This window comes from uncultured Limosilactobacillus sp. (assembly GCF_934202235.1).
In the GTDB taxonomy this organism is placed as follows: Bacteria; Bacillota; Bacilli; order Lactobacillales; family Lactobacillaceae; genus Limosilactobacillus.
The window spans coordinates 25988-43490 of record NZ_CAKPXS010000008.1 but is presented as its reverse complement, the minus strand read 5'-3'; the positions used below and the strand labels follow the sequence as shown (position 1 = coordinate 43490).

At 52.7% G+C, this 17503-nt stretch carries 16 protein-coding genes, 1 other RNA gene and 1 pseudogene; 11 read left to right on the top strand and 7 right to left on the bottom strand.

Annotated features, from left to right (window positions below; translation table 11 throughout):
- The 10 genes and pseudogenes from Q0E49_RS02450 to Q0E49_RS02405 form a co-directional block, all read left to right on the top strand.
- Positions 1–629 (top strand): annotated as a pseudogene (locus Q0E49_RS02450) (UDP-N-acetylglucosamine 1-carboxyvinyltransferase); the annotation flags it as partial.
- A gap of 97 nt (positions 630–726) precedes the next feature.
- Positions 727–1788 carry a rod shape-determining protein gene (locus Q0E49_RS02445; protein ID WP_295746326.1) on the top strand — a complete coding sequence of 354 codons (1062 nt, stop codon included), beginning with the start codon at positions 727–729 and terminating at the stop codon, positions 1786–1788.
- Between the two features lie 22 nt (positions 1789–1810).
- The gene (locus Q0E49_RS02440; protein ID WP_295746324.1) at positions 1811–2035 is read left to right on the top strand and encodes a DUF2969 domain-containing protein; all 225 of its coding nucleotides are present in this window, start codon (positions 1811–1813) and stop codon (positions 2033–2035) included.
- A 65-nt stretch (positions 2036–2100) separates the two neighbouring features.
- A complete protein-coding gene (locus Q0E49_RS02435) occupies positions 2101–3303 on the top strand; it encodes an FtsW/RodA/SpoVE family cell cycle protein (RefSeq protein WP_295746323.1) in 1203 nt (400 codons plus the stop codon).
- 9 nt (positions 3304–3312) lie between these two features.
- Positions 3313–3618, top strand: a complete 306-nt coding sequence (locus Q0E49_RS02430; RefSeq protein ID WP_295746322.1) for a hypothetical protein — start codon at positions 3313–3315, stop codon at positions 3616–3618.
- 60 nt (positions 3619–3678) lie between these two features.
- Positions 3679–4668 (top strand): DUF2785 domain-containing protein, encoded by a 990-nt coding sequence (locus Q0E49_RS02425; protein ID WP_295746320.1) that lies wholly within the window; start codon positions 3679–3681, stop codon positions 4666–4668.
- An 88-nt stretch (positions 4669–4756) separates the two neighbouring features.
- Positions 4757–5896 (top strand): D-alanine--D-alanine ligase family protein, encoded by a 1140-nt coding sequence (locus tag Q0E49_RS02420; RefSeq protein ID WP_295746318.1) that lies wholly within the window; start codon positions 4757–4759, stop codon positions 5894–5896.
- Positions 5897–5973: 77 nt separating this feature from the next.
- Positions 5974–7440, top strand: a complete 1467-nt coding sequence (locus Q0E49_RS02415; RefSeq protein WP_295746316.1) for a glycerophosphodiester phosphodiesterase family protein — start codon at positions 5974–5976, stop codon at positions 7438–7440.
- 34 nt (positions 7441–7474) lie between these two features.
- Entirely contained in the window at positions 7475–8314 is an 840-nt protein-coding gene (locus Q0E49_RS02410) for a helix-turn-helix transcriptional regulator (protein WP_295746314.1), read from the top strand.
- 114 nt (positions 8315–8428) lie between these two features.
- Positions 8429–9598 carry a hypothetical protein gene (locus tag Q0E49_RS02405; RefSeq protein WP_295746312.1) on the top strand — a complete coding sequence of 390 codons (1170 nt, stop codon included), beginning with the start codon at positions 8429–8431 and terminating at the stop codon, positions 9596–9598.
- 51 nt (positions 9599–9649) lie between these two features.
- Here the strand turns inward: Q0E49_RS02405 and Q0E49_RS02400 are convergent, their stop codons facing one another.
- The 7 genes from Q0E49_RS02400 to rpsD form a co-directional block, all read right to left on the bottom strand.
- The gene (locus Q0E49_RS02400; protein WP_295746310.1) at positions 9650–11137 is read right to left on the bottom strand and encodes a hypothetical protein; all 1488 of its coding nucleotides are present in this window, start codon (positions 11135–11137) and stop codon (positions 9650–9652) included.
- Between the two features lie 97 nt (positions 11138–11234).
- The gene (locus Q0E49_RS02395; protein ID WP_295746308.1) at positions 11235–11738 is read right to left on the bottom strand and encodes a universal stress protein; all 504 of its coding nucleotides are present in this window, start codon (positions 11736–11738) and stop codon (positions 11235–11237) included.
- Positions 11739–11869: 131 nt separating this feature from the next.
- Positions 11870–12057: non-coding RNA, 6S RNA (gene ssrS / locus Q0E49_RS02390), on the bottom strand.
- Between the two features lie 70 nt (positions 12058–12127).
- A complete protein-coding gene (locus tag Q0E49_RS02385; RefSeq protein ID WP_295746306.1) occupies positions 12128–13414 on the bottom strand; it encodes a replication-associated recombination protein A in 1287 nt (428 codons plus the stop codon).
- Between the two features lie 20 nt (positions 13415–13434).
- A complete protein-coding gene (locus Q0E49_RS02380; RefSeq protein ID WP_295746304.1) occupies positions 13435–13902 on the bottom strand; it encodes a YueI family protein in 468 nt (155 codons plus the stop codon).
- Between the two features lie 81 nt (positions 13903–13983).
- A complete protein-coding gene (locus tag Q0E49_RS02375) occupies positions 13984–14646 on the bottom strand; it encodes an NAD(P)H-dependent oxidoreductase (protein WP_295746302.1) in 663 nt (220 codons plus the stop codon).
- Positions 14647–14782: 136 nt separating this feature from the next.
- The gene (gene rpsD, locus Q0E49_RS02370) at positions 14783–15388 is read right to left on the bottom strand and encodes a 30S ribosomal protein S4 (protein WP_295746300.1); all 606 of its coding nucleotides are present in this window, start codon (positions 15386–15388) and stop codon (positions 14783–14785) included.
- Between the two features lie 306 nt (positions 15389–15694).
- Between rpsD and Q0E49_RS02365 the strand changes: the two genes are divergently transcribed.
- Positions 15695–17410 carry a septation ring formation regulator EzrA gene (locus Q0E49_RS02365; RefSeq protein WP_295746298.1) on the top strand — a complete coding sequence of 572 codons (1716 nt, stop codon included), beginning with the start codon at positions 15695–15697 and terminating at the stop codon, positions 17408–17410.
- The last annotated feature ends 93 nt before the right edge of the window (positions 17411–17503 follow it).

The window sequence follows — 17503 nt, the reverse complement described above, 5'->3', positions numbered from 1 at the left end:
GCATCGTCCAGGACCGCATTGAAGCGGGAACTTTCATGGTCGCGGCAGCGGTCACTAACGGTAACGTGCTGGTGAAGGGCGCCATTGCCGAACACAACCAGCCGTTGATTGCCAAGTTGGAAGAGATGGGAATGACGGTCATCGAAGAAGATGCTGGTATCCGCGTCATCGGGACCTCGGTGATTTTGCCGGCTGATATTAAGACCCTCCCCTACCCGGGCTTCCCGACAGATATGCAACCACAGATGTCGGTTTTACAGCTGCTAGCTAACGGGACGTCCGTCCTCAACGAAACGGTCTTTGAAAACCGCTTTATGCACCTTGAAGAACTACGGCGGATGAACGCCGATTACAAGATTGAAGGGTCGACTGCCGTCTTAAACGGTCCGACGATGTTTAACGGTGCCGAAGTGGCGGCAACTGATCTCCGGGCCGGGGCGGCACTGGTCCTGGCCGGCTTAGCGGCGAACGGGATTACCCAGGTTTCCAACCTGAAGTACCTCGACCGTGGCTACTACCACTTCCACCAGAAACTAGCTGCATTGGGCGCCCAGATTGACCGGGTCGACCTCGACGACCAGACAACCTTGACCATTAAGGCATTTGATAAGAAAACGCAAAGAAATTAGCATTACTGGCGCACTAACCGTGTTCATTATCCGGTTGGTGCCAGTTTTGTGTTACAATAATGCGTAGCTTTTAAACCGGAAGGAGAAATAACGGCAGATGGCGACTGATATTGGGATTGACTTAGGGACTGCCAACGTCCTGATTTATGTACAGGGTAAGGGAATTGTACTGAACGAACCCTCAGTAGTGGCAATTGACACGAACACAAACAAGGTTCTTGCGGTCGGGTCTGAGGCCTACCGGATGGTGGGACGGACCCCAAGTAACATTCGGGCGATTCGGCCCCTCAAGGACGGTGTCATTTCGGACTTTGACGTTACCCAGGAAATGCTGTCGTACTTCATCGGCAAGCTGAGTGTGAAGGGCTTCATGTCCAAGCCAAACATCATGATTTGTGCACCAACGAACATTACTGAAATTGAGCGCAAGGCGATCATTCAGGCGGCTGAACAGTCTGGCGGCGGCAAGGTTTACCTAGAATACGAACCAAAGGTGGCGGCCATTGGTGCCGGTCTGGATATCTTCAAGCCCCAGGGAAACATGGTTATTGACATGGGTGGTGGCACTTCTGACATTGCCATCCTTTCACTGGGTGACATTGTTTCTAGCCAGTCCGTCCGGATGGCCGGTGACAAGATGAACAGTGACATTACGGCCTACATCAAGAATAAGCACGGGTTGGTGATCGGTGAACATACCGCCGAGAAGATTAAGATCGAAATTGGGACGGCGCTACACGTCGATGACCCGAAGACGATGGAAGTCCGTGGTCGCGACGTGGCTACCGGGATGCCAAAGCAGATTGAAACCAACGAAAACGAAATCGAAGAGGCACTTCACGACACGCTGGAACAAATCGTCAACGCGTCAGTGGCCGTTCTCGAGACGGTGCCACCGGAACTGGCTAGCGACATCATTGACCGCGGGATTATCCTGACGGGGGGGACGTCACTGCTGCACGGGATCGACCAGCTGTTTAGCTCCCACCTGAAGGTGCCAGTCGTGGTTTCCGAAGACCCATTGGACAACGTGGCGAAGGGTGCCGGTGAAATGCTGGAACGGATGCAAAGTAACCAGGCATCACCAGCAGAACGGTCGGAAGAAAGCGACGAGACGGCGAAAAAGGGCGGTTTCTTTTCCCGCTTCTTTAAGAACTAGGATTTAACTAACGGGTGAGAACGTGTCAAAAAGAGAAAAAAAGGTTGAAGTAAGCGTCAAGGATATCGAGCGGGATGGTCAGCCCGTCCAACAGGTCTTTATTCGCGGCCGGCTGATTGGTGAAGTGATTACCAATGGCCAGCGGTTTAAGGCCATCATGCTCAATGACGGGAGCGAATTTGGTGTTCGGTCCCAGGAAGAGGGCCTCGAGGTCGTTCTTCAGCAATTCCATCTTCACCAGTATTAAAATAACGGGACCCGTGGCTGCTAGCTTTGGGGCCCGTTTTCGACCAATTCGAGGAGAGTTGATTTATGCAGCAAGCAAAAGTAAATCGCGGCGACGACGAGTCCCGGATCGACTGGGGCATTATCTTCTGTGTCCTATTGCTGGCGTTGATCGGGCTGGCATCAATCTTCGTTGCTGCTTATCATGATAAACAGCAGGTCAGCATTGCCCGCCAGGTAGTTACCCAGCTGGTGTGGTACCTGATCGGGACGGTGATGATCGTCGTGATTATGCAATTTGATGCCGAGCAGTTGTGGAAACTAGCGCCGATTGTTTACTGGATCGGGATCTTTCTGATGTATGCCATCCTGGTCTTTTACAGTCGGTCGTACTTTGCCAGTACAGGGGCCAAGAGCTGGTTTGCCGTTGGTCCGTTTACCTTTCAGCCGTCGGAAATTATGAAGCCAGCCTATATCCTGATGATGGGGCGGGTCATTACCACCCATAACAACGAGGTTGGCACCCATACCGTTAACAGCGACTGGCACTTAATTGGGAAAATGTTTTTGTGGCTCTTACCGATCCTGATTTCACTGCACTTCCAAAACGACTTCGGGACGGCGCTAGTGTTTTTCGCAATCTTTGCGGGGATGGTCCTGGTCTCCGGGGTGACCTGGCGGATTATTGTGCCGGCAGCGATCATTTTAGCGGTTGTCGGGGGGACGGCCCTTTTCCTGGTAACCAGTGACTGGGGACGGACCATTTTGGAGCACCTGGGCTTTCAGGCCTACCAGTTCAACCGGGTTGACACCTGGCTCCACCCCAACGCCGATACTTCCAACCAGGGTTACCAGCTGTGGCAGAGTATCAAAGCGGTTGGTTCTGGCGCCCTTTTTGGGACCGGCTTTAACAATTCCCACGTTTACGTTCCGGTTCGTGAATCAGACATGATCTTTTCGGTGATCGGTGAAAACTTTGGCTTCTTCGGTGGTATCCTGCTGATTCTGCTGTACTTTTTGCTGATTTACCTGATGATCCGGGTGACGTTTGACACCAAAAACGAGTTCTATGCCTACATCTCGACAGGGGTGATCATGATGATCCTCTTCCACGTCTTTGAAAACATCGGGATGAACATCGGGCTCTTACCACTAACCGGGATTCCGCTGCCGTTTATTTCGGCCGGTGGTTCCAGTCTGGTCGGTAACATGATTGGGATTGGGATGGTCATGTCGATGAGGTACCACCACCATTCCTACATGTTCAGTAATAAGAAAGACTTCCGGTAGGTGGTTGAAATGAAGCAGCATGATGACTGGTGGGTGGTCAAGGATCCCACGAAGAAGGGAACCGTGGCGACGATTGGCTTTCGCAACGACCGTTTAAAGGAGTGGGGACAGCTGCTCTTTTTGGACCTGCCCAACGTCGGTGCTTTCCTGGATAGTGGCGACTTTTTCGTTTCCATTGAAGCCACGCGGGAAATTACCTTTTCGGCAGCGCCAGTGGGTGGCCAGGTAATTGCAATTAACCCGCTGCTGAACGGCTGGGTTGACCACCAGGCAACCGGGAGCGAGTGGCTGTTAAAACTGTTAATTCAAGACTAAAGTTAGCGGAGCTGTTGACGACTTGTTCACAGCTCCGTTTCTGTGAGAGGAGGAATTCAGATGAGCGATGTCGCGATTGACGCGGCCGCAATGGCGTTGGACAATCTCCATGACCAGGCGCGTCACGGCGACTTGTTTGCCAAGCTAGGCGAAGAGGTCGGCAAGGTGGTCGCGGGGGTGCCACAACGCAAGCGGACGCGGGTGGCCCTGCCGCGGGTGAGCCCCGGCTACAAGAAGGAAATTGAGCGGTTGGCGAAGCGGGTGGGCAAACAGCCTCTGCCGGCGATTAGCGATGATTTTCTCCAGCAGATGCTCGTCGCCTTTCAGGTGCGCAACTGGAATGTCCGCGCCCGCTGGACATACTACGTTTGGAGTACGATGCTGGCGACCGGCGTGCTGACCGACAGTCAGATTCAAACTTCCCTGCAATGGGCGCTGTCACCGGATCACTTGTACTCGCACGTCCTGGAGCCGGACAACAACGCGGTTTTTACCCGGGCGATGGCGTTGGCAATGATTGTCCTCTTCTTGTATACTAATGCCCGCCAGATAATCACTATCCCAGACGATGATGTGCGCCGGTTAGGTGACGCGGTGGCCCTGCTGACCGTCCTGGAACACGATACTCGCGGTTTTGTCCGCCGGGATGGCTGGGCCCATATGATTATCGAGCTGGCTAACGCTCATTATGAACTGGTCAACCAGCCGCAAATGACCCGTGGTGACAACCTCTTTTTCCTCACGACGGTCATCGAGTCCTACCGGCACTTGACGACGCCGGTGGTCAGTGGCGAAGGGGAACAGCTAGCGATGCTGATTGTGGAGCTACTCAACCGGCACAAGATCTACCAGCAGTATTTTAAGCACGAACTCCGTCGCTGGGCTAAGTGGATGGATCGTGAAAATCCGCTCGTTACCGAGCAGCAGTGGACGCAGCTCTTTAATTACCGGCGGCTGATGCAGGCGCTGCTGGTCAATAGTGACCTGCCAGATGAGATTGGCCGCTTGATTGCCAACGGCGGTCAGCAGGAAAACTCGTCGCGGCAATAAGCACGTTGCTTGTCGCTGGTGAGCATGGTATACTTTAGTTTCTGGAATTTAACGGTAAAAATAACAAACAGAATAGGTGGTTTAAGTGATGACAACCAAGAAACTCCACGTCGCGCTGCTGTTCGGGGGCAACTCGTCGGAGCACGACGTTTCCAAACGTTCAGCGCACAACATTTACGATGCAATGGACAAGGATAAGTACGACGTCTCCTTATTCATGTTTACAACGGATGGGATTTTACTGAACAACGAGCAGTCACTGCGGATTTTTAATGGTGAACCTGAAGACCAGGTCGTTAAGGAAGCTTACGCGACGATGGACACTTCCTCGCCGCTGGCCCCGTTGATGGCGCTGAACACCGTCAAGGACATTGACTTCTTTTTCCCGGTCATCCACGGTAACCTGGGAGAAGACGGGACTGTCCAGGGACTCTTTAAGCTGCTCAAGAAGCCGTACGCTGGTTGTGACATTGCTGCCAGTGCAATCGCCTTTGACAAGGACTTAACGAAGAAGATCTGTGACCAAGCGGGGATTCGCAACGTGCCGTACGTCCTGCTGACACCGGAAAACCGCGACCAGTACAGCTGGGAAACTATTCAAAACGAACTGGGCTCGATGGTCTTCGTGAAGCCGGCCAACCAGGGCTCCTCAGTCGGGATTCACAAGGTACAGTCGGCTGACGAATTCAAGGCAGCCCTCGATGACGCCTTCCAGTACGACGTTAAAGTCTTGGTTGAAAAGGGGATCGACCACCCGCAGGAAATTGAAATTTCAATCTTGGGGAACCAGAAGCCAATTGCTTCGAAGACCGGGGCGGTCCGCGTACCAAAGGGTGACCCGTTCTACGACTATGAAAACAAGTTTGTCGATGCCTCCCAGGTGGTCTTCGACTTGCCGGCGAAGATTGACGATCAGTTGGCAACTGAAATCACCAGTATGAGTTTGAAGGCCTTCCGGGCGATGGGGATGACCGGGCTGTGCCGGTTTGACTTCCTGGTTGACAGTAACAACGTACCATACCTGAGCGAACCTAACACAATGCCGGGCTTTACCAATATCTCTCTGTATCCGCAAATGTGGGAAGTGTCGGGAATTGACTACGCGACCCTGATCGACCGGATCATCAAGCTGGGCTTGGCAGAATTTGAGCGGAAGAGCAAGATTAAGCATAGTTTTAAGAAGCTGGGCACCGAAAAAGTCGGTGAAAAGAACTATACTGAAAAATAACTCAGCGGTTAATAGTTGAATCAAGGTTGCAGCATCAGCTTGTTGCAACCTTTTATTGCGTCACGGAGGCGGAGAACATGGTAGAGTGGCCACTTTTTAGCTACTGCTGGATTGGAATTATGGGACAGTTAATCGCTAACGACCTATTGGTAGGACACCCGGGCGACCAGCTGGGCTTTACCGCGCTCATGGTCGCCCTGCTGACTGCCGTCGTGGCACACCGGCGGGGCGTCAGCGACCCTCGTGAATGGTGCTGGCTGACCGCCGGGACAGTCACTAACTGGCTGTTCCTCTTGCCAGTGGGTGGCCTGGGGTCCACGATCAGTGTTGAAGCACTCCTGCCGCTGCCGACACCGCTGTTACGCATACTGATCCTGGACCGCTGGAAGATTATTCCCGTCCTCGTTGTCATCTGGCTCCTGCTCGGTGGCTGGTGGCTGAGACGGGGCCGGCGCTTCGTCCTGGAACGGACAGGTGGTTGGTTGAAGGGCGTGCCCTGGGATGGCAAGCGGGCGCTAGCAATGGTGGCCCTGACGACTGGGTTCATCTGCTCTGGCATCCTGGTCCAGCACTACGGCGCCGACCTTCTCGCCGCCAGCTGGTGGCTGCTGGTCGTGACCATCCTGCTCTCCTACTGGCTGACAGTGATCGTTAAGTGGTTTTGGCAGTTGCCGGATGAAAAAGGTGACAGTTGGTTAACGTCATTACCAGTGAGGGTGCTGAGCGCTGGTCTGGCCATCGCACTCGGGGCGGTCATCATTAACCAGCAGGAGGCGACGGCGATCATCAACCACCCGCTGGTAATTTCGCACCGGGGCGTTAATGGCAATAACGGGGTGCCGAATACCATCCAGAGCCTGTCTTCAACTGCGAAAGGACACCCGGAACGAGTGGAAACCGACGTCCAGTTGACGAAGAATGATCGCTTTCTGACTTTTCATGACGGCAACTTACGCCAAATGACTGGTCGCCGGGGGACGGTTCACCAGTACACGCTGGCGCAGTTAGCCCGGCAAACAGCCGTCGCTGATGACTATCAGACCAAGCTGACACCTTTTAGTACCTACCTCCGCTATGCGAACCACCACCGGGTTCCCTTACTGGTGGAATTGAAGCCGCAAAAGGGGGTGGCACCGGCAACAACCGTTAAGTACTTCCAGCAGCAATATGGGCTGGGAGTTCACCAGCCACGATTCTGGCTCCATTCGGTAGATATCAAAATTGTAACAATCGTACAAAAACGTCAACCGAATGCTAAAATTGGAATAATCTTTCCATATGTTGTTAGCCAGCTACCGCTAAATGGTGACTTCTATTGTATAAATTATCATATGCTCAATAGAAATTTAGTCGAAACATTACACCGTCATCATAAAAAAGTATATGCTTGGACTGTTGATCGGCCGGCAGATGCGTACCGAATGAAACAGTTGGGTGTTGATGGTATAATAACTAACAATTATGAAAAAGTACTTGAAATTTCTCGTAATAACAAGTACATTTTAAGTAATCAAGTAGTCGGAAAACTGTTTGAATTATTTTAAATATATAATCTATTTCAACAAAGAAGGTAATAGCATGCAATTACGGGGCGAAGAACTACGTAAAATCCGTCGTAAGCGAGGCCTGTCTCAAACGGCTTTGGCGGAAGGTATATGTACCCAGGCAACGATTAGTCTGATGGAAAAGCAAAACCGGATTCCCAAGATGAACATCCTGACGGCCATTTGTGCCCGGCTGGACATTAAGACTGACCAGATCATCAAGAGCGATGATGTGTCACTGACGAGCATCTTTGACGAAACCAGTATTCTGCTGGTTCACGACGAATACGAAGCGGCTCGTAAGGAATTAAAGAAGATCAAGGTTAAGCAACTGAGCACCGACGTTGATAAACAGCTGTACTACTACCTTCTGGGCCGTATTCAAGTGGCGAGTGATCCGGTGGATGAGGCCATCTTTAACTTTGAACTCGTGCTGACCCAGTTCTCGACGACCAGCGCCAACATTTACCTGGCGATGACGACGGTCGGGATGGCTCTGGCATACGAAAAGCGGGGTAATAAGGAACGGGCGCAGCGTTTCACCATGCGGGCAGTTAACCTGATTGACGATAAGCAGTTGATCGGTGGTAAGCAGCAGTGGGTAATCCTCTACCATGACATTACTTCACTCTACCTGCGTCTCGGCCAGTACAAGGCGGCTTTGCAGACGGTTAACCGCGGGATCCGCACCGACCAGGCCGACTCCTCACTCTTCTTGCTAGACGACCTCTATGAAATGCGCGGCCAGGCTGAGCTGGGGATGCACGAAAATGACCAGGCTAAGCAGGACCTGCAAATTGCCGACAGTCTCTCGATCATTATGCAAAATGATGACCGGACGAAACGGCTCGACCAGCAGCTGGCAGCCATGTAAGGCAATAACAATGAAGCGGCACAGCGCCGCTTTTTTTGTGCCTTGACGGCTAGCGGCAAGAGGGGTACTATATTGTATTCCGCTGCGGCGGACATACATTGAGGAGGCACTATTATGCAGGTTGATTCCGCAAAGTTTAAGCAGCTGTGTTACGCATCGATTATCGACTACTTAAAAGCTAAGCAGATCCCCTTTGAGTCAAATGGCCAAAAAGGTTACTACCACCTGAAAGATCACGACTCACTGGTCGTTGTGGCGGCCGGCACTGGTCACTACCAGACCGACACTTTCTTCTGGAACTCACGGGGGCTCTCGGGAAACCTCTACCGGTTCATTACTGAGTATCTGGGCATTCCAAAGGGAAAGTTTGTCGATGAAGTTCTCGCCACGCTGGGGAATGATGCTGGACCTAGTGGTGAATTGACTCATGACCACGAGACTCCCTTTGATGAAAGCAAGTGGGCGGATACTGGCTACCACCAGCAAGTGGCGACCTTCCTGGAAAAGCAGTGCGCCTTTTCACCAGCACTCGTTGACCGGTTGTTCGACCTCGACCTCTTACGGCAGCTCAGTAATGGTGACGGGGCGTTAATGTGGCGTGACAGCCCCCAGAAGATCGTCGGGGCCAGCCAGCTCTTTATCCAGTACCAGGAGGACCAGCTGGTGACGCGGACTTGTCGTGATTCTAAACACTACTACGGCTTTAACTTTGGCTGCCACTACCACCCAGGCGATAACTACACCCTGCTAGTCTTTGAAGACCCGTTGCGGGCACTGGCGTATTACCGCCTGCTGGTCGAAAGTGGTGACACCGCCGCTTACCGTTTCTTATCGGTTGGTGGTTCGGGAACCCGCTTACCGGCCATTGTCAACTACATTAAAGACTGGGGTTGTCCCCAGGCAATCAGGCTGTGTGTTGATAACAGCGATGCCGGACTGATAATGGCGGCTAAGTTTTACGCCGATTACCAGGGAAATGGCGACACCGTGACCTTCTTAGTGGATAAACAACAGCACCAGGTACAGGTCAGTTTTGACCAGGCGAAGGCCGCTGCCGGTAACTTCCTCCGCCAATATGCCGAGCAGGCTGGGGGACCACAGGAAATGACCTACCAGCAGTTCCTGGCTGCCTTTGACCAGAGCCGTCACGAGGGTGCTGCCCAGCAACTGGTAGAAACGACGCCCGGGATTGGTTCAAGCAGGGATCAGGGCGAACCAACTACCGACCAGTCAACTGGCAAGACAGTCTTTGTCGACTTCGATGATCTCGACCTGCCATTTTAAAGCAAAAAAAGCATCAGCACTGTTTTGTGCAGTACTGATGCTTTTTAGTTGTTACCAGCTGAGACTGTCAGCCGAACGGTCCCGTTGGCTCTGGGAAAGTTGGCTAGCGTACTGGTTGAGGAGCACCCGGTTGTACTCGGTGAGGATGTCAGCAATTGCGGCAATTTCCTGCTGGTTGCTGGTGTCAGTGAAGAGAAAATCTTCGGCACTATAACCGCCGTGAAAGTAGTTATTGCGAAGAACACGGACGTAGTTAAAAAAGATCCGCAGGGTCATGGCCAGATCGGGGGTTGGTAAGGTCGACTGGTCCAGGTGACGGTGGTAGGCGTTGACGGCAGTGAGGAGACCGTTGATGGACTGGCAATAACGCTTGTACATGGTCGTTTCACCATCGCTATCACCGCTAGACGCGAACTGCTGAATGGTTTTGACGTGTTCCTCTTTGAGACTGGCAGCCCGCGGGTAGGTGATCACTTCGCCGTTCCGTTTTTGGTGGAAAATAATCGGCCCAAAGTGCATGAACAGCGGCAACAAGTCGTCATCGACGTCGTGGTCCTCGTTGACCATCTGAAAGAAGGGGACGATAAAGTTTAGCTGCATCCAAGTGTAGTTAAACTTCTCGGCTTCCGGGAAGGCAAAGCGCTGCGGGTGGCCGTCCACGAAACGGGCTTCAGTCCGGGCAGCATCCGCAACTAATTTGATGACCCGGCGCGGTGGCAGGTTCAACACAAACCGGGTTGCCAGTTGGTTAGCCCCAGCAAAGTGGAGCGACTGGCTAAAGACCTTTTCCGCCATGTACTGGAGTGTCCGGGCATCGTTGTCGCCGCGGTTTTCGGCGGTCATTGGTCGTTGAAAGATGGTGGAATAAATCGTGTTTAAGCACCGCCAGGAGGAGTCGAAGCGGTGACGGTTATCACTACTGGTGGCACCAATAAAGTTTTTGAGGGCGACCAGCAGTGGTTGCTGGAAGCGGTCGGTGATGGAAAAGAGGTCGCGAGCATTAGGAATGCCGGCTGCTAGCTGGAGCTGGTGGTCGCGGTGGTCAAAGGGCTGGTTCAGCTGCGCGGGGGTAATGCTTTCCCGCTGGTGAAAGTGGTCAGGGAGTGACTGTTGAACAGGCGTCTGGAAGTCAATTTGGCTGACGATGAAACTGCCATGGTAGATTCGAGTCGCATAAAAGAGGAGGGCCTTTTCTAACTCGAGACGGAAATTACTGCCGAGCCCGAGAACGTTTTCGGCGTGCAGGCTAGCAGTCGATCGCCTGGTTCCCCACAGGATGACGCAGTCTTGCAAGTCATTATGGACAAAAGTCAACCGATCTTGGTTGTTAAAAAGATAACGCTGGTTGGCGGTGGGGTGGCGCCAGCCAGTGTAAGCGGTATTGATACCACGGCTAATGCTGTAACCCTTTGTGGGGACGGTCGCAGTCAGCCAGCGCTTGGCATCAGCCGTTAATTGCTGGTTGTCAAAACCGCTGGGAAAAGCGAGCTGGACGGTGAAACAAAAATCCTGCTGCTGATTATTTGTTTGGTAAGCCATTTCGGATCCTCCTGCAAAAATCAATGGTTCTATTTTAAGACACCTGGAGGCAAAAAGAAAAGCCCGCATTGCGGGCTTTACTAGTCATTGATGAAACTTATTGACGGTGGTGAGTCTTTTTCCGCCCGTTCTTTACGGGGATTGGCTGGTTATCCAGGTCCGTCCGTACTACCAAGACATCACAAATCGCTGTCCGGGTAACAAATTCGGTCACTGAACCAATCAGAATCCGTTCCACGGCGTTCAGCCCCGTTGCACCAATCATAATCAGGTCGGCATGCATCTTTTGCGGGACGTCTCGAGCAATGATCGTCTTCGGCGCACCATATTCGATAGTGTAGGAAACGTTAGTTAATCCCTGCTTCTTGGCGAAGTCCACGTATTCGTCCAGCGTCTTCTTGGCGGTTTCAGTAACTTGTTCAACCATTGAACTATCGAAACTGGAAATGTTTTGGAACGCCCGCGTGTCAACGACATGAAGCAACCTTAATTCGGTATCATCACCGTTACGTTTGGCAACGGCAACAGCCTTCTTAAATGCCAATTCCGCTTCCTGGGATCCATCAATTGGAACCAGGATGTGTTTGTATTGTTGTGCCACATCAATAACCCCCTCTCAATTATTTCTACTATTATCATACACCAGGTTCGACCAATTGGTAAAGGTCCTTGATCGACTATTTTTACGGTCATCAGGGCCAAAAAGAAACCGGTGGTTTAAAAACCACCGGTGAGAACTCCGTTCGTGCCGTTAATTGTCATTCAGTGTTGACCTGTGTGTAAAACAGGTGGGACTTGGCCGCCAAGTTTCCAACTACCAAGTGAAAAGGCATGTTGTCCGCGAGACGATACCGCTGCCCCAATATTATAAGACTGTAAGGCAAACCTGCGTTTAGACAAGGCGTACACAACAGAATTTCTACTTGTATGGTAGCATGACCAAGCTGAAAACGCAATCAAAGCGTGTTTAGCAAGAACATGACCAGCTAACTATTTATTGAGTCCCCGTTCCTGGGACCGTTTCAGTTTCCAGTACTGGGCTTTAAAGGCGGCTTCAAAGTTGCCGTTGCCTTTCGGGCTGAAGTACTGGGCGTTTTTGATCTTGTCCGGCAAGTATTGCTGAGCGACCCAGTCCTGCGGGAAGTCGTGGGGGTAACGATAGTTCGTACCGTGTCCCAGCTTGGCAGCCCCCTGGTAGTGGGCGTCCTTGAGGTCCGCCGGCACTTCACCGGTGCCACCGCGGTGGATCTGGGTGATGGCCTTGTCGATGGCGGTAATCCCGGAGTTGGACTTCGGTGAGAGGCAGAGTTCGATCACCGCGTCAGCCAGCGGGATCCTCGCTTCCGGAAAACCAAGGCGCTCTGCCGCCTGCACCGCCGTGACCGCTCGTTGGGCCGCCGGGGGGTTGGCCATCCCGATGTCTTCATAAGCAATAACCATTAGCCGCCGGGCGATGATCGGCAGGTCGCCCGCTTCCACCAATCTACCCAGGTAGTGGAGGGCGGCATCGGTATCGGAACCCCGGATTGACTTTTGAAAGGCTGAGATCACGTCGTAGTGGGCGTCACCATTGCGGTCGGCGGCGATGGCCTTCTTTTGGATACTTTCTTCAATTACCGGTAAGGTCAGGTGAATGACACCGTCGTCAGCCGGGTCAGTGGACCGGGCGGCCAGTTCCAGACCATTGAGGGCGGAACGGAGGTCGCCATTGGTGGCAGTACAAAGTAGTTGCAACGCTTGGTCGGTCAACTCCAGTGACATTTTTCCCAACCCGCGGGTCTTATCCGCAAGCGCCCGCTGAATGGCGACTTTGAGATCGGCTGGACTGAGCGGGTGAACCGGAAAGATTTGCACCCGGCTGCGGATGGCGGGGTTAATGGCGATGTAGGGGTTCTCCGTCGTGGCCCCGATCATGATGACCCGGCCGCTTTCCAGGTGTGGCAAGAGGAAGTCTTGCTTCGTCTTGTCCAAGCGGTGGATTTCGTCCAGCATCAAGATGACCGTCCCGCTCATCCGTGCTTCGGCAACGACGGCCGCCAGGTCCTTCTTGGTGTCGGTGGCAGCGTTGAGCTTACGGAAAGCGTACTTGGTCGACCCCGCAATTGCGCTGGCAATACTGGTCTTGCCCGTACCTGGTGGTCCGTAAAGGATCATCGAGGAGAGCATCTTGGCCTTGACCATCCGGCTAATAATTTTTCCGGGGGCGACCAGGTGGCGCTGACCGACGACCTCATCGAGGGTCCGCGGCCGCATCCGGTAGGCAAGCGGTTCTTGCACGGTAAAACTTCCTTTCCTACTTAGTGAAAGAGGTGGTGCCAGCCGGTCGTTGACTGTTGGCCGACCTGGTGGCGTGACGGTTGGCGACTGGCGCCCCTGGCTACCTTGGCCACGTCAACCGGCGACTGGTAGACCGCGTGATCATCGGCGATGACGATTGCCAAATCACCTGGCCGGGTGTGGTAGAAGGGGTCGGTTTTGATGGTAAAGCGATTGCCAACCTTAATCACCACTAGCTGGTAGGGGTGGGTTAACTTGCTGGGCAGGTTACCGTTGATAATCAGCTGCGCCTGTGGGTGTTGTTCTAGGACGGCCTTGGTCGTCGTTGTCCAGTCTTGCTGGCGAGCCTGGGCGACGCTGATGGTCAGGTAGACTCGTTCACGAAAGGTGCCCAAGTAGTGGTGTTGTTCATCGGGTTTTAGCGCTCGCGGACCATTCATGCTGTCTTTGAGTCGCTGTTCCGTTTGATCTTCATGTTCTTCAGTCACACGATCACCTCCGTTTAATTACCAGCATATTGTAACATTGCTGCTGACAACTGCCAAAGTTAACGGTGACCGGCCGCGAGCTTAAATGGTCCGGTAAATAGCGGACAGTGGCTGACGGACCTTCGGCTTAATCGGTTGGTCCCGGTAACCAAAACTGACCATCACGGCGGCACGCCAGTGCTTGGTGTCCGCCAGGTGGTGGACCTTCAAGTACTGGTTCATTTGCCGGTAGTTAAAGCCCTCGATTGGGCAGGAATCAATTCCTAACTCTGCGGCGGCCGTCATCATGTTAGCCATCGCAATGTAGCATTGCTTAGCCGCCCAGTCGAACCGGGCCCGGGGGCTATCGAGCTGGAGGTCATTTTCCTGAAAGTGCTTGAAGTTCTGGGAAACAGGACTGGACTTACTATAAATGTGACCCTTGACATCACTCACCAGGCGGGCGACGTAAGCACTGTCGTAGGACACATCAGTCCGGGCCAGGATCAGCAAGAGCTTATCGGCCCCGTTAATGCTATTGACCGCGCCCCAGGAGAAGGGCTTAATATCCTGCTTGACCTGGTCACTGTCGATTAAGACAAACTGCCATGGTTCATAACCAAAGGAACTGGGCGACAGGCGGCCAACTTCCAAGATAGTCTGCCAGTCAGCCGTGCTAATGTGCTTCGTGGGGTCGTACTTCTTGGTTGCGTACCGCCGGTGAGCTGTCGCGATAATGGCTTGGCGTTGTTTCTCTGTATTCATCAAATCATTTCCTTTCTAAAAGTAAGTATAGCACACAGGAGGACTGGCCCCGGCAGGGCAACATTATCAACCAACAGAAAAAAGCACCCGGAAATTCCGGATGCTTCCTTGAACAAAGCCGAGTAACCAGTAAAGATTACTTGTTGTAGTATTCAACGATCAGGGCTTCGTCGATATCAGCGTTCATATCTTCACGTTCTGGCAGACGAACCAGCTTGCCTTCCAGCTTGTCCTTGTCGAATTCAACGTATGATGGGCGGCTGACAACAGCGTCAACAGCGCTCAGGATAACGTCAAGCTTCTTGGACTTGTCGCGAACGGCAATCACTTGGCCTACCTTGACTTCGTATGATGGAATGTCAACGCGCTTGCCATCAACAGTGATGTGGCCGTGGTTAACCAGCTGACGAGCTTGGCGACGAGTAGTAGCCAGGCCGAGACGGTAAACCATGTTGTCCAGCCGCCGTTCCAGCAGGATCATGAAGTTAGTACCGTGAGTACCTTCCTTGATCTTGCCGGCACGAACGAACAGGTTAGCGAATTGACGTTCGGTCATCCCGTACATCATACGCAGCTTTTGCTTTTCGCGCAGCTGCATCCCGTATTCAGACATCTTACCGTGACGGTCACGGCCGTGGTCACCGGGTGCGTATGGGCGACGTTCGAGTTCCTTACCAGTACCAGAAAGTGAAACACCAAGGCGGCGAGATACACGCCAGCTTGGACCAGTATAACGAGACATATTAATGTTCCTCCAAGTAAATTAATTTGGAGTAAAATAATTCGATCGTGAGTTTGGCATTCGTGCAGGCTGATCTGAATCGTTCACCTATGCAGCCGCGGTTACTTGAAACACCGCTTGGGCACCAGTCTGTTGACGAGCTTGCCACTCACCGCTGCAATTATTTTACACAAGAACCATCATATCGCGCTGACGCCTTCCTGTCAATCAAGCAGCGGCGAAGAAAATCAGAAACCGCGATGAATCTTTTCCTATAACTATGATACAATTTGAGTGACATTACGCGCTAAGGTGGGGGAAATTTTCATGTTTAAAGTATTAGTGGTTGTTTTGGTGGTCGTCATTGTCATTTTGGTCAGTGTGCTATACCTGCAGCACCAGGGCAAAGCGGCGGTCGCCCAGCTGCAACACTTGCGGCAGGGCATCAACGAGGACGAAATTGTTGACCAACTGCATCAGCTGGATGAAGCCAACCTCGCTGGCCGGACCAAGAAGGCGGCAGATGACGTGGCTCAAAATTACCACGAGCAGGTACTGAAACCGCTGAAGAAAATTGATGAGCAGGTCGGCAATGCGGGGCAACTGCTGCAAGGAACGAAATTATTCAGTTCCCGGGGACAGCTGAACGACTTAGCCGCTGAGCTGGGGGCCATCCAGCAAACATCGCGGACAATTAGCAAGGACATCAATGAACTGACCCAGCTGCAGGGCAGTCAGCAGACCGCCGTGGCAACGCTGGGCAAGCAAATCCAGGACTTCCACCAGCAATTTGATGATAATGGTTACCAGTTTGGTAAGAGTGTCCACCTCCTGGAAAAACGGTTGGCTGACCTGGAAGGTGACTACCAGCACTTCGTTAAGATGACCAAGAGCGGCGACTTCCTGGCCGCCAATGAATTACTGAAAAACCTGCGGACAGAACTCACTGGCTTCCAGCAACTGGTCAAGCAGGTGCCAGCCCTCTACAAGCCGTTGCTGACGGTCTATCCCGACCAGCTCAAGGAGCTGAGCAGCGCCGTTGAACAGCTCAGTGACCAGCACTACCACTTTGTTGAAGACCACTTAGCAGACAAGATTAAGAGTCTCCAGCAGGAATCAACGACGGCCCTCGAGCAGCTCAACCAGTTGCAGTTAGGGGATGTGGCCCACACCAACGAACATTTGAAGACCCAGATCGACCACTACTACGACATCATGCAACGGGAAATCGACGCCCGCGAGCACGTTCAACCAGCCTTAGATAATCTGGGTTCCCACCTGGAACACGCGCGCAAGCAAAATGATGAATTAAAGTCACTGCTGACCCGGCTGAGCGAGTCCTACACCTTTAATAATGACGAGGTCGCCAACACCCGCGAGCTGGACGAGCAGCTGACGTCGATTGCCAACCAGTACCAGGAGGATCGCGCCGCGGTCAAAAACCAGACGGCGGTTGATAGCCGGATCCTGGAACACTGCCAGCAGGGTGAAAAATCGCTCAACGACGTGGAAGTGCAACAGCAGAAGATTAACGATAACGTCGCGATGATGCAGGAAGATGAGCAACGCGCCGAAAAGGCGGTTAAGCACTTTGCCAGTCAGATTAAGGCGATTAAGCGGCACGCCGAAGCGCTGAACTTACCGGGATTGAGTAAACACTACCTCGACTACTTCTTTATGGTCAGTGACGAAATCGGTAAGCTCAACGAAAACATCCACGCCGATAAGCTGAACATGGACGAGATTACCAAGCAGTTGCTGATGGTCCAATCAGACATGCAGACGCTCAGTGACAAGACCGACGACCTCCGCGATGCCGCGCTGTTGACTGAACGGTTAATGCAGTACGCCAACCGCCTGGATGACAATGAAGATGTCACCGCGGCGGCTGCCGAAGCGCAAAAGTACTACGACGCCTACGAGTACAAGCAGGCCATGGAAACCATCGCTACCGCTCTGGAAATCGCTGAACCCGGTGCACTGAAGCGGATTGAGGATTCCTACTATAACGACGTTAAAAACCGGACCCTGATGTCCGACTAGTTCCAACCCTTTAAACCTGTAATTTGGGACCAGATTTGTTATAATATTGCGGGTTTACTGAAGCCTAACGTTCGTCAGGGACGTTAGGCTTTG

Bases quoted from the DNA above. Each gene is read 5' to 3' on its own strand.
- Q0E49_RS02435 (WP_295746323.1), top strand. From the start codon at position 2,101: ATGCAGCAAGCAAAAGTAAATCGCGGCGACGACGAGTCCCGGATCGAC.
- Q0E49_RS02445 (WP_295746326.1), top strand. From the start codon at position 727: ATGGCGACTGATATTGGGATTGACTTAGGGACTGCCAACGTCCTGATT.
- Q0E49_RS02400 (WP_295746310.1), bottom strand. From the start codon at position 11,137: ATGGCTTACCAAACAAATAATCAGCAGCAGGATTTTTGTTTCACCGTC.
- rpsD (WP_295746300.1), bottom strand. From the start codon at position 15,388: ATGTCTCGTTATACTGGTCCAAGCTGGCGTGTATCTCGCCGCCTTGGT.
- Q0E49_RS02425 (WP_295746320.1), top strand. From the start codon at position 3,679: ATGAGCGATGTCGCGATTGACGCGGCCGCAATGGCGTTGGACAATCTC.
- Q0E49_RS02405 (WP_295746312.1), top strand. From the start codon at position 8,429: ATGCAGGTTGATTCCGCAAAGTTTAAGCAGCTGTGTTACGCATCGATT.
- Q0E49_RS02365 (WP_295746298.1), top strand. From the start codon at position 15,695: ATGTTTAAAGTATTAGTGGTTGTTTTGGTGGTCGTCATTGTCATTTTG.
- Q0E49_RS02430 (WP_295746322.1), top strand. From the start codon at position 3,313: ATGAAGCAGCATGATGACTGGTGGGTGGTCAAGGATCCCACGAAGAAG.
- Q0E49_RS02420 (WP_295746318.1), top strand. From the start codon at position 4,757: ATGACAACCAAGAAACTCCACGTCGCGCTGCTGTTCGGGGGCAACTCG.
- Q0E49_RS02415 (WP_295746316.1), top strand. From the start codon at position 5,974: ATGGTAGAGTGGCCACTTTTTAGCTACTGCTGGATTGGAATTATGGGA.
- Q0E49_RS02410 (WP_295746314.1), top strand. From the start codon at position 7,475: ATGCAATTACGGGGCGAAGAACTACGTAAAATCCGTCGTAAGCGAGGC.
- Q0E49_RS02375 (WP_295746302.1), bottom strand. From the start codon at position 14,646: ATGAATACAGAGAAACAACGCCAAGCCATTATCGCGACAGCTCACCGG.